This window comes from Thioalkalivibrio sp. ALE30, assembly GCF_000377465.1.
Lineage (GTDB): Bacteria > Pseudomonadota > Gammaproteobacteria > Ectothiorhodospirales > Ectothiorhodospiraceae > Thioalkalivibrio.
This window is the reverse complement of record NZ_KB898178.1, coordinates 1-12026: the sequence shown is the minus strand read 5'-3', so window position 1 is coordinate 12026 and position 12026 is coordinate 1. Positions and strand designations below refer to the sequence as shown.

7 protein-coding genes, 1 pseudogene and 1 other annotated feature are annotated in these 12026 nt (G+C 68.3%); of the genes and pseudogenes, 5 read left to right on the top strand and 3 right to left on the bottom strand.

Translation table 11 applies throughout. The features are described 5' to 3' along the window. Positions 1 to 15 precede the first annotated feature (15 nt). The 4 genes from D107_RS0112535 (at position 16) to D107_RS0112520 (ending at position 4876) form a co-directional block, all read left to right on the top strand. Positions 16 to 819: a CbbQ/NirQ/NorQ/GpvN family protein gene (locus tag D107_RS0112535; protein ID WP_018865983.1), complete on the top strand. Its 804-nt coding sequence runs from the start codon at positions 16 to 18 to the stop codon at positions 817 to 819. Between the two features lie 18 nt (positions 820 to 837). Further along, positions 838 to 3159, top strand: a complete 2322-nt coding sequence (locus D107_RS0112530) for a nitric oxide reductase activation protein NorD (RefSeq protein WP_018881615.1) — start codon at positions 838 to 840, stop codon at positions 3157 to 3159. Positions 3160 to 3234: 75 nt separating this feature from the next. After that, complete coding sequence (locus D107_RS0112525; RefSeq protein WP_018865985.1) at positions 3235 to 4212, top strand: LysR family transcriptional regulator; 978 nt, start codon at positions 3235 to 3237, stop codon at positions 4210 to 4212. Positions 4213 to 4309: 97 nt separating this feature from the next. Then, a complete protein-coding gene (locus D107_RS0112520; protein WP_018876253.1) occupies positions 4310 to 4876 on the top strand; it encodes an SgcJ/EcaC family oxidoreductase in 567 nt (188 codons plus the stop codon). 53 nt (positions 4877 to 4929) lie between these two features. Here the strand turns inward: D107_RS0112520 and D107_RS0112515 are convergent, their stop codons facing one another. From D107_RS0112515 to treY, 3 genes are read right to left on the bottom strand one after another with little or no spacing between them, the layout of a single operon-like run. Then, complete coding sequence (locus D107_RS0112515; protein WP_018881614.1) at positions 4930 to 6759, bottom strand: glycoside hydrolase family 15 protein; 1830 nt, start codon at positions 6757 to 6759, stop codon at positions 4930 to 4932. Continuing rightward, positions 6756 to 8534, bottom strand: a complete 1779-nt coding sequence (gene treZ, locus D107_RS0112510) for a malto-oligosyltrehalose trehalohydrolase (RefSeq protein ID WP_018881613.1) — start codon at positions 8532 to 8534, stop codon at positions 6756 to 6758. Before treZ ends, D107_RS0112515 begins: the two co-directional genes overlap by 4 nt. Next, positions 8531 to 11254: a malto-oligosyltrehalose synthase gene (gene treY / locus D107_RS0112505; protein WP_018881612.1), complete on the bottom strand. Its 2724-nt coding sequence runs from the start codon at positions 11252 to 11254 to the stop codon at positions 8531 to 8533. Before treY ends, treZ begins: the two co-directional genes overlap by 4 nt. A 254-nt stretch (positions 11255 to 11508) precedes the next feature. On the opposite strand from treY, the pseudogene D107_RS14210 reads away from it, so the two are divergent. Next, positions 11509 to 12026, top strand: a pseudogene (locus tag D107_RS14210) (transposase); the annotation flags it as partial. Then, positions 11787 to 11903, top strand: a sequence feature (AL1L pseudoknot). Its footprint overlaps the pseudogene before it by 117 nt.

Sequence of the window (12026 nt, the reverse complement as noted above, 5' to 3'; positions counted from 1 at the left end):
TGAGGAGTCGAAAAGATGCAGGACGAACTACGCGATCACCTTATCACCGAAGAGCCGTACTACCAGCCGACCGCGGACGAGGTGGAGCTGTACGAGGCGGCCTATTCGGTGCGCATGCCCATGATGCTCAAGGGACCGACCGGCTGCGGCAAGACGCGCTTTGTCGAACACATGGCGTGGAAGCTGGGCAAGCCCCTGATCACCGTGGCCTGCAACGAGGACATGACCGCGTCGGATCTGGTGGGGCGCTACCTGCTGGACGCCGACGGAACGCGCTGGCAGGACGGGCCGCTGACCCAGGCCGCACGGCATGGTGCGATCTGCTATCTCGACGAGATTGTCGAGGCGCGTCAGGACACGACCGTGGTGATCCACCCGTTGACGGACAACCGCCGCGTCCTGCCGCTGGAGAAGAAGGGCGAGATGGTGGAGGCGCACCCGGACTTTCAGGTGGTGATCTCCTATAACCCCGGGTACCAGAGCCTGATGAAGGATCTGAAGGAGTCCACCAAGCAGCGCTTCGGCGCGCTGGACTTCAACTACCCCGATCACGAGACCGAGGCGCGCATCGTGGCGCATGAGGGCGGGATCAACGAGGACATGGCCGGGAAACTGGTCAGCGTGGCCGAGCGCGCCCGCAACCTGAAGGGGCACGGTCTGGACGAGGGCATCTCGACCCGCATGCTGGTGTACGCGGCATCGCTGATTGCCAACGGGGTGGCCCCGCTGGCCGCCTGCCGTATGGCTCTGGTGCGCCCGATCACGGATGACCCGGACATGCGCGATGCCCTCGACTCCGCCGTCACGACGTTCTTCTAGACACCCGCGCGGGATACGATGAGCATCCATCTGGAGGACTACCAGGACCTCCTCGAAGACCTCGGGGGACAGGCAGCCGAGGTGCTCGAGGCCTCGTGGCAGGAGGCCTCGCGTGCGTTCAGTGCCGCGGGCCTCAAGCGCTACTACCTGGAAGGGGCTCGCAGCCTGCATTCTCTCGGGCGTGGCTCGGAGATGGTGATCGCCTTCGTCCAGGAGACGCCGGATGTGGCGCAGGAACTGGGCGAGGACGCGGTCGGCGAGCTGGTCAGCTCGGCAATCAAGATGTACTCCAAAACCAGTGCCGCGGTAATCACCCTGCTGATCTCCACCAGCCCCATCGCCGCGCGGCGACTGGGGGACCAGGGTCTGTTCTCGGGCTATCTGCGCCTGGTGGACAACCTGCTGGGGCAGGCGCCGCGCGGCGTACGCCCGATGCTGGAACACCTCGACGAACTCCTCACCCACCTCACGCTGGGGGGGCTGCGTCGCTGGGCGAGCTGGGGGGCGCAGGCCCACCGCACGGACCTGGAGGCTCAGATCGCCTATTTCGGCCTGGAGTCGCCGGAGTCCCGTTCGGTGTTCCAGAAGGAACGCCGCGGGACACTGTTCGTGGATGTCCAGCGCCGCATCAACCTCTATCTGCGCTCGCTGTGGGCGCGCGACTTCTTCATGCGCCCCACCAGTGGCGACTTCGAGTCGCGCGAGGGCTACAAGCCCTACATCGAGGGCTTCACGATATTCCTGCCGGACGCCTTCGACGACTGGGAGGGGCTGACCGGCCTGGATCTCTATCGTGCTGCGGCGGCGCATGCGGCGGCGCACGTGGTCTTTACCCGCGAGATGCAGCCGGAGGAGGCCCCGCGCGGCGTCATCGGGGTGCTGACGGAGCTGTTAGAGGATGCACGCGTCGAGGGCCTGGCGACGCGCGGCTTCCCCGGCCTGCGCAACTTGTGGATCCCCCTGCACACCGCGACGCCCGACGATGGTGACGCCCCGCAGGCGCTGCTGGCCCGCACCGCGCGGGCCCTGCTGGACCCCGACTACCGCGACGACCACCCGTTTGTGGGCAAGGCGCGCGCGGCCCTGGCGGAGCGGGCGGAGGACCTCGAGGCCGCGGGTCTGGCGCGCGAGCTGGCCGAAGCCCTGGCGCCCGAGTTTCCGGAAAAGGGTTACATGAATCCGCGGCAGGTGGCCCCGGATGTGCTCTACCGCGATGACAACCGCTATATCTGGGCCTTCGGCCGCGAGGAAGACGACTTCGAGACGCTGATGGCCAGCGGCTCGAACCAGGAGCGCGTCTACGTCACACCCATGGAGATGATCAACACCCTGGATGTCCCCGGGGCCGGGGATGATGCCCAGATGATCATGGTGCTGGCGACTGAGTGGTTCCGCGACGGTGAAGACGAAAGCATCAACCAGCAGGAGGGCAAGGAGCCGATCTCGCTGCCCTACCACTACCACGAGTGGGACTACCAGATGCAGCTGGAACGGCCGCACTGGGTCACCCTGCTGGAGCGGCGTCCGAAGAAGGGCGACGTGGAAGAGATCGACGCCATCAACGAAAAGCACAAGCCGCTGATCTCGCGTCTGAAGTTCCTGATCGAGGCAATGCAGCCGCAGGGCGTGCAGCGCATGCGCAAGCAGGCCGAGGGCGACGAACTGGACGTGAACGCCCTCGTCGAGGCGCAGATCGATCTGCGCATGCGCCGCCAGCCGGACGAGCGGATCTACGTCCGCAATATCCGTCAGGTGCGCGACCTGTCCGTGCTGGTGCTACTGGATCTGTCCGAGTCCACCAACGAGCCCCTCGCCGATGGCGAGACGACCGTGGTCCAGCTGGCGCGCGAGGCCACCGCGCTGCTGGGCGGGGCCATCTCCAAGATCGGCGACCCCTTCGCGATCCACGGCTTCGCCTCCGATGGCCGCCACGATGTCGAGTATTACCGCTTCAAGGATTTCGATGCCCCCTACGATGATCACGCCCGGGCGCGACTGGCCGGGATGAAGGGGCAGTTGTCCACGCGCATGGGCGCGGCGATCCGGCACGCCGGCCACCTGCTGCACCAGCAGGGCACGCAGAAAAAGCTGCTGCTGATCGTCACCGACGGCGAGCCGGCGGATACGGATGTGCGCGACCCGCAGTACCTGCGCCAGGATGCCAAGCGCGCGGTGGAAGAGGTGGGCAAGAACGGCGTCTACAGCTTCTGCATCAGCCTGGATCCGCAGGCCGACGAGTACGTGGAACGCATCTTCGGTGCGCAGCACTTCATGGTGCTGGACCACATCGAGCGGCTCCCGGAAAAGCTGCCGATGCTGTACGCCGGCCTGACCCGTTAGGGCGCACACGGTACTCGCATGGCCAAGACGGGGGGCAGCTCGACACCGCCGAAGGAGTCCAGCCTTCCGCAGGTGATGTTGAAGTCCGAGCTGCCCGCGCATCTGATCCGGCATGCGACCCTGCGCCAGTTGCAGGTGTTCGAGGCGATCGTGCGCCTGGGCAGTTTCACCCGGGCGGCGGAAGAGCTCTATCTGACCCAGCCGACCGTCTCCATCCAGATCAAGAAGCTCTCCGGTGCGCTCGGCCTGCCGCTGTTCGAATACGTCGGACGCAAGGCCTTCCCGACCGAGGTCGGGCTGTTGCTGTACGACACCTGCCGCGAGATGCTCGGGGCGCTGACCAATCTCGAGATGAAGCTCGCGGAGATGCACGGGCTGAAGCGCGGGCGCCTGCGCCTGGCGGTTATCACCACGGCGCAGTACTTCGCGCCCACGATCCTCGGGCAGTTCGCCAAGCGCTATCCGGATATCGAGCTGTCGCTGGAGGTCAGCAACTTCGACCGGGTGCTGGATCGCCTGGCCAGCAACGACGATGACCTGTACATCATCGGGCACGTGCCCGAGCGGCTGACCGATATCGCGGTGTATCCGTTCGCGCCGAACCCCCTGGTGGTGATGGCCAGCCGCGACCACCCGCTGGCGGGGCAGCGCAACATCCCGATCGAACGCCTGGAGCAGGAGACCTTCCTGATGCGCGAGCCGGGTTCCGGCATCCGCGAGGCAACCCTCAAGCTGTTCCAGGAACACGGAATCAACCCGACCGTGCGCATGGAGCTCGGCTCCAACGAGGCGATCAAGCAGGCGGTCATCGGGGGCCTGGGGATCGCGGTGCTGTCACTGCATACCCTCAGCGCGGAAGGGGCCGGGGGGCCGGTCGCGCTGCTGGATGTGGAGCACTTCCCGATCCACCGCCAGTGGCACATCGTCCACCCCAGGCAGAAGGTTCTGTCGGTCGTGGCCCAGACCTTCCTGGATTTTGCCATCCAGGACGAGGCGCGGGTGCGCGGTCAGGTCGAGGACCTGCTGGCCGCGTTCAAGGCGCAGGCGAGCTGATCAGGCGGCCCGCGACCGGCGCCCTGACAGCCCCTCCAGGGTCCCTTATAATTCACGTTTTATCCGGCCGGCAATGGCCGTATGCGGAGATCAGTCAGTGACCACGAGCAGCCGGCCGCGTATCAGCGGCACCCAGTTCATCAATGCCGACGAGTCGCCGCGCGCGCGCCTGAGCCTGAGCGCCTCGCATCGCGACCAGCACCACCCGGTGACCGGGACGGGTGGCGATCCGGCGTTCGGCGCCATCGACACCCCGCCGAACGAGAGCTGCGTGGTCTGCGCCCCCGCGACCCGCCGCCTGGCCGAGGAACTGTTCGAGGGGTGGAACGACGCCTTGCAGACCGGGGATGCGCGCAAGGTCACCGAGCGCTATGCCGAGGACGCGGTCCTGCTGCCGACGGTTTCCAACGTCCCGCGAACCACGCACGCCGAGATCCAGGACTACTTCGAGCACTTCCTCGAGAAGAAGCCCTTCGGGACGATCAACACCCGCAACGTGAAGCTCGGCTGCAACAAGCTGACCGACGCCGGCACCTATACCTTCCGCGTCACCGACGGCGGCGAGACCAAGGATGTCCCCGCGCGCTACACCTTTGTCTACGAGAACCGCGACGGCGAGTGGAAGATCGTCCACCACCACTCCTCGATGATGCCGACTGACTGAGCCGGGCCCGGCGCCGCTCCACTCCGCTCTGCATCCGGCTGTGGCTCGGGCCCTCAGGGCCCGTCGGTGCTGGCGTTCTTTAAGGCCCGTGCGAGCTTGATGCCGGTCGCGATCAGGCCGACGTGGCTGAAGGCCTGCGGGAAGTTGCCGAGGAAGGCCCCGCTGGCCGGGTCGATCTGTTCCGGCAGAAGGCCCAGGTGGTTGCTGCGTTCGCACAGCGAGTCGTAGAGTGCCTGGGCCTCGTCCAGGCGACCCTGTCCCAGCAGGTTGTCCACCAGCCAGAAGCTGCACAGCACGAACGCGCCCTCGTGTCCGGGCAGCCCGTCCGGGGACTCCTCCGGCAGATAGCGGTAGAGCAGGCCGTTTCCGGCACCCAGGCGTCGCACGACGGCCTTGGTGGTGGCGATCATCTTCGGGTGATCCGCGGGGATGACGCCGCGTCCCGGCAGGGCCAGCAGGCTCGCGTCGATGCCGCCGCCACCCAGATGCTCGGTGAGGCTCTGGAGTTCGGGGTCCCAGGCCTGCTCCAGGATCGCTTCGCGGATCTGCCGCGCCTCGGCCCGCCAGAGGGCGCTGTTGCCTTCCATGCCATTGGTCTCGGCCAGCGCGGCACCGCGCTCCAGCGCGACCGCGCAGAGGGCGGCGGAGTAGGTAAAGGGGCGCCCGGCCGTGCGCACTTCCCAGATCCCGTGGTCGGGGTTTTTCCACTCCGTGTTGGCGGATTCGACCAGGCGCCGCAGGCGCCCCCACAGGTGATTGTCCAGCGTGCCGCCCCAGCGGACCCAGCGCCAGGCGCAGTCGAGGATCTCGCCGAATACGTCGTGCTGGCGCTGCTCGACCGCGCCATTCCCCCAGCGTACGGGGCCCGAGCCGCGGTATCCCTCCAGTTCGGGGTCGCTGCGCTCGGGTTGCGGGAGGTGGCCATCCACGTCGTACAGCACCCGTGGCCAGCCTGCGCGATCGACCGCGTCCAGGGCCCAGCCGATGAAACCGGCGGCCTCGTGGGTCATGCCGATATCGCTCATCGCATAGACCGAAAACGCCGCATCGCGGATCCACGCGTAGCGATAGTCCCAGTTGCGGGGGCCGCCGATCGCCTCCGGCAGGGAGGAGGTGGGGGCCGCGATCATCGCCCCGGTGGCGGTGTAGTCCATCAGCTTGAGGGTGACCGCCGAGCGGCGGACGAGCTCTTCCCGGGGACCTTCATAATCGAAGTGCCGCATCCATCGTCTCCAGACCAGCAGCGTGGCCTCGAGCAGTTCCTGCGGGGTGCGGGCCTGGAACCGGTGCGTGTGCGGCCCCCAACCGAGCAGCAGGTGATGCTGCTCGCCGGCCTCGAGTTCATGCAGGCTGTCCAGCGCCTCCAGTGGCAGGGAGGTGTTCAGCGCCAGGTCCAGCTCCGGCTGGTGGTGCAGGGCCAGGCGCAGGCCGGCGCCATGCGGCGCAACGGTCGCGCCACCGCGGGGCGCGATCTGCACCCGCAGACGTACCCGGCCCTCCAGCACCTCGATCCGGCGCAGCAGCTCGTTGCGCCCGGCGGGGGCGTCCTCGGAAAGGTCCGCACCCGCGCGCAGGGGCAGGCAGTCGGTGATGCGAACCCGGCCCTCCGGGCCGGTCATCTCGGTAATCAGTACGGCGGTGTCCGGGATGTAGCGCTGGTGCGAGGCGATCAGCGGTTCCGGGGCCAAGCGGAAGGCACCACCGCGCTTTTGGTCCAGCAGGGCGCAGAACAGGGGCTCGGAGTCGAAGCGGGGCACGCACATCCAGGGGATGGCGCCGTCGCGGCCGACCAGCGCGGCGGTGGTGCAATTCCCGATCAGGCCGTGGTCTTCGATGGGCAGGTAGCCGTCGATGCGTTGTACGGGGCGGTCGGACAGCGTCACTGCATCACTCCCTCGCCACGCAAGGTGGCCCAAGTGGATCGGTCAGTCCCCAGGATGACCACGGATTCGCCGGGCAGGGTCAGGCGATCCGAGTCCACCACGATACCCGCATCGGAACACAGCAGGCTGTGCAGCCCCCGGGCCCCCGGGCAGTGCAGGCGCTGCGGGGCCGGGGTCAGATTGCAGGCCAGCAGCAGCCCCGGCCGCTGTATCTCCAGCCAGCGCGCCGCTTCGTCGAAGCGCACCTCGATCGACTCCAGGCGGTCATCGGCGAAGGTCCAGTGGGTGTGGCGCAGGGCGATCAGCGCGCGATACCAGCGCAGGATCCGGGCATGGGGTGCGCGTTCCCGCTCGTCCCAGTTCAGCCGGGAGCGTACGAAGGTCTCGCGGGATTGTGGATCGGGGATGTCGCGGGGATCGCGCAGGAAGGCCGCGAACTCGCGCCGGCGGCCTTCGCGAATCGCCCGCCCGAGCTCGGCATCGACATGATCGGTGAAATACAGGAACGGCGCTGTGGCCGCCCATTCCTCGCCCTGGAACAGCAGGGGCACGAAGGGGCTGGTCAGCACCAGTGCGGCCCCGATCTCCAGCAGGCCGGGGGCGAGTTGCGCACCGATGCGGTCGCCGCGCGCCCGGTTGCCGATCTGGTCATGGTTTTGCAGGCAGCCGATGAAGCGCCGCCCGGGCAGATCGGATGCCGGGCGGCCGTGGGTACGCCGGCGGTAGGGCGAGTAGCGGCCGTCGTAGGCGAGGCCCCGGGTCAGCACCCGGGCGAGATCCGCGAGCTGTCCGAAGTCGGCGTAGTAGCCGTCGGACTCGCCGGTCAGCAGGGCATGCAGGGCGTGGTGGAAGTCCTCGTTCCACTGCGCGTCCAGGCCGTAGCCGCCGACCTCGACCGGCCGGGTCACGCGCGGGTCGTTGCGGTCGTTCTCCGCGATGACCACCAGATGCCGCCCGAGCGCGCGCCCCAGGCGCTGCACCTCGGCGGCGAGTTGCTCGAGGAAGTGGGTGGCCGAGGTATCGACGATCGCGTGCACCGCGTCGAGGCGCAGGCCGTCGAGGTGATAGTCACGCAGCCACATCCGGGCGTTGTCGATGAAGAAGCGGCGCACGGCATCGCTGTCGGGCCCGTCGAGGTTGACCGCCTCGCCCCAGGGGGTCTGGTAGCGGTCGGTGAAATACGGGCCGAACTGTGCCAGGTAGTTGCCGTCCGGGCCGAGGTGGTTGTAGACCACGTCCAGCAGCACCGCGAGGCCCCGCTGGTGGCAAGCGTCGACCAGGCGTTTCAGACCCTCGGGGCCCCCGTAGGCGTGATGCGGGGCATATAGGTTCACCCCGTCGTAGCCCCAGCCGCGCGCGCCGGGGAACTCCGCCACCGGCATCAGTTCCAGATGGGTCACGCCGAGCTCGGCCAGATGGTCCAGGCGCTCGGTCACGCCGTCGAAACTGCCCGCCGGGGTGAAGGTGCCGACGTGGATCTCCTGGATCACCGCCGCGGCCAGCGGCGGCGCCTGCCAGCCGGCGTCGTGCCAGTCGAAGCGGGCATGGTCCAGCCAGCGCGACGGGCCGTGCGCGCCCTGGGGCTGCCAGGCGGAGCGCGGATCGGGGAACGGGCCGTTGCCGTCGACGCGGAAGGCGTAGTCGCTGCCGTGCACCACTTGCTCTGTCTCCAGCGACCACCAGCCGTCTGCCTGGTGGTCCATCGGCATGCGATTGTCAACGCACTCCAGCTCGACCCGATTCGCCTCCGGGGCCCACACGCGCACGGTCGTCATGGCGCGGCCTGCTCGCGTTCGAGGAGGGCCACCGGAAACGCCGCCAGGATCTCCGCGACCGGATGCTCGCCGCCTTGCAGCGTCGCGCCGCACAGGCGGTTGTGCCAGGTGCCGGGCGGCAGCATCAGCCGGGTATCGCGCCAGTCGCCCGCGAGTCCGAGCACCAGACGCGGCACCAGCACCAGCGCTCCTTCGCCGCGCAGGTAGGCGACCACGTGACTGGCGCGTTCACCGCTGGCGCGCAGCGGGGTGTGCGCGGCATCCGGGCCGAACCATTCCGGGTGACGTCGGCGCAGGGCCAGCGCCTGCTGCACCACCCACTGCTTGGGCAGGCCCGCGTCCGCGCGCGCCTGAATCTGTGCCGGGCTCAGGTGCTCAAGTTCTTCCAGCAGCCGGGCACGCGTGGCGAAGTCCACCGGGTGGCGGTTGTCCGGATCGACCAGGCTCAGGTCCCACAGTTCGCTGCCCTGGTAGAGGTCCGGGACCCCGGGGGCGGTGAGCTTGATCAGCGTCTGCGCCAGGCTGTTGGTGCGGCCGGGGGCGACCAGCGGCCGCAGGAATGACTCCAGCGCCTCGCGAAACCCGGGGTCTTCCAGGGTCCCGGCCACGAACGCGCGCAGGGCCTGTTCGTAGTCCTCCTGGGGCTGGGTCCAGCTGGTTTGCTGCTTGTTCTCGCGTGCGGCCTTTTCCAGGTAGGCCGTCATGCGCTCGGCGTCGATCGGCCAGGCGCCTACCAGGGTCTGATAGTAGAGATACTCGATCGCCGGGTCCGGCCATTCACCGGTGCGGTGGCGTGCGTTCTGGTGCATCCAGCCGCGCACGCCCGCGGCCCATGCCTCCGGGATCTCCGAAAGCAGCAGCAGCCGGGCGCGCACGTCCTCGCTGCGCTTGGTGTCATGGGTCGAAGTGGTCAGCATGGCCTCGGGGTGTTGGGCCCGGGCGCGGGCGCTGGCCGCGTGGAATTCGTCCACCGATAGCCCGAAGCGGCCGGGGTTACCGCCGACCTCGTTGAGGGCCGTCAGGCGGTGGAAGCGGTACAGCGCGGTGTCCTCCACGCCCTTGGCCATCGCCGGGCCGGTCAGCTGCTGGAAGCGCAGGGCGAGCTCGGTCTCGCGCTCGCCGGGGATGCGCAGCAGGAGCAGGTCGCGCAGGAACTGCAGCAGTTCGCTGTCCAGTTCCGGGCGGCGCGTGGCGGCCTGCTCGATCGCCATCTCGACATGGGCGATGTCGGCTGCCATCACGCCACCTTCGCGCGGGGCGAGGTAGGTGCGGTAGACCGGGAAGCAGGCGGCCACCTCCAGCAGGGCGAGGTACAGCTCGTGGCGGGTGTAGTCGCGGTGGCGCCGGTGTTGCTCGCAGATCGCCACGAACAGCGAGCTCAGGCGGTTCAGCTCGCTGCCGAGCAGGTCCTTCAGCACCTGGCGCTTGCATTCGTAGATCAGCCCCGGGTAGTCGGCGTCTTCGCCCGTGATCTCCTCGAACAGCCGCGTCAGCGGGGCCTCGCCGGTCGGGTCCACGAACAGCCCTTGCACGCGGTTGAGGAAGTCGTAGCCCGTGGTGCCGGCGATTGGCCAGTCGCGCGGCAACGGCTCGTCGGGCTCGAGGATCTTTTCGGCGACGATCCAGGTGCCTGGACAGGCGCGGCGCAACTGGCTGAAGTACTGCCCGGGGTCGCGCAGGCCATCCGGATGGTCGACCCGCAGGCCGTGCACCGAACCTTCCGCCACCCAGCGCACCGGCAGTGCATGCACGGCCTGGAAGACGTCCTCCCGCTCCTGGCGCAGCCCCGCCAGGTCATTGATGTCGAAGAACCGGCGGTAGCCGAGGTCGCGCCCGGCGGTGCGCCACCAGGCGAGGCGGTAGTTCTGCTTCTCGATCAGCGCATCCAGCGCATCGGGATCGGCGTTGATCCGGGCCACCTCGGCCGCGATGGCCTCGCCGGCCGCCGGGTCGTCGCGGGTGATTTCGTCCAGCAACTGGCGAATGACGCCCTGGTCGCGGTGCCGGCGTTCTGCGGAATCGGGCCCGGTGAGCCAGGGCTGCGGGAGGCGGGCACAGGATTCCGCGAGAAAGCCCAGAAAATCGATGCCCGTGGCGCGACCGGCGCGGTCGAGCAGGTCATTGAGCGAGGATGGATCCAGCGGGAAGCGGTGCTCGTAATAGGCCAGGTCGAACAGTCCGCCCTCGTATTGCAGCCGGATCTCGCCAGCCTCGAGGACGCGGCCGTAATGATCGCCCAGCACCGGGAGCAGGACCTTGTTGGGCCAGCGCTCTTCCGAAGACTCCCAGTCCACGTCGAAATGCATCGCGAACCGGCTGGATGGGCCGTTCTCCAGCACATCCCACCACCACGGGTTCTGGTCCCCGGCCACCGCCATGTGGTTGGGTACGATGTCCAGCACCAGCCCTATCCCGGCGGCCTCCAGCGCCGCACACAGGCGCTGGCGCGCCGGTTCGCCGCCGAGTTCGTTGTTGACCCGGGAGGGGTCGACCACGTCGTAGCCGTGGGTGCTGCCGCGCACCGCCTGCAGGATCGGCGAGAGATAGACGTGCGAGATGCCCAGCCGGGCCAGATAGGGGACGACCTCGGCGGCGTCGTCCAGCGTGAAGCCCGGGTGCAGCTGCAGGCGGCAGGTCGCGATGCGTTCGGGCTGCACGCGCTGCCCTTCGCGGCGCTCGGCGGCGTCCGCGCTTGCTGTGCTGCCGAAGGATTCCTGCATCGCCCTCCGCCCCGACGCCCGACCGGCCCGCGAACGGGGCCCTGCTCAGCGACTGCGTCATGTGAATATGGACCAGATTCCGGGGGAAGGGAATGCACGTCCGGCCGCAAGAACCGATCGGCGCAGGGTCAGGGGGTGGAATCGGTCCCATGCCGGGCCTCGCGTGGTGCCTAGGCAAACACTGATCAATGTACACACTCGCGTTGAACCGTACCGACTTTTCCGGAGGCTCTGATCCTTGGGAGGATAGAGCGATGAGTGAGACGACACGGTATAGCCCGGAGGTCCGGGAACGGGCGGTGCGGCTGGTGTGGGAACATCAGGAGGAGTATTCGTCGCTGCATGCGGCGATCCAGTCGATTGCACCGAAGATTGGCTGCACGGGCGAGACGCTGCGGCTGTGGGTCCGCCGCGCGGAGCGCGAGCGGGACGATGCCTCGGCGTTGTCGGATAACGAACGGGCACGCCTGAAGGCGCTGGAGCGGGAGAACCGCGAGCTCAAGCGCAGCAACGAGATCCTGCGCAAGGCCTCGGCGTTTTTCGCCCAGGCGGAGCTCGACCGCCACGAGAAGTGATGGTGGCGTTCATCGACGCCCATCGCGAGGCCTACGGGGTCGAGCCGATCTGCCGCGAGTTGCCGATCGCCCCGTCGACCTACTACGAGCACAAGGCCCGGGAACGGGATCCCGGGCGGCTTCCCGCCCGCGTCCGGCAGGACGCGGCGCTGGACGTGAAGATCCGCGACGTCTGGGAAGACAACTTCAGGGTCTAC

What these genes read in the sequence shown, in the direction of transcription:
- D107_RS0112535 (WP_018865983.1), top strand. Translation starts at nt 16, where the DNA reads ATGCAGGACGAACTACGCGATCACCTTATCACCGAAGAGCCGTACTAC.
- D107_RS0112530 (WP_018881615.1), top strand. Translation starts at nt 838, where the DNA reads ATGAGCATCCATCTGGAGGACTACCAGGACCTCCTCGAAGACCTCGGG.
- D107_RS0112525 (WP_018865985.1), top strand. Translation starts at nt 3,235, where the DNA reads ATGTTGAAGTCCGAGCTGCCCGCGCATCTGATCCGGCATGCGACCCTG.
- treZ (WP_018881613.1), bottom strand. Translation starts at nt 8,534, where the DNA reads ATGACGACCGTGCGCGTGTGGGCCCCGGAGGCGAATCGGGTCGAGCTG.
- treY (WP_018881612.1), bottom strand. Translation starts at nt 11,254, where the DNA reads ATGCAGGAATCCTTCGGCAGCACAGCAAGCGCGGACGCCGCCGAGCGC.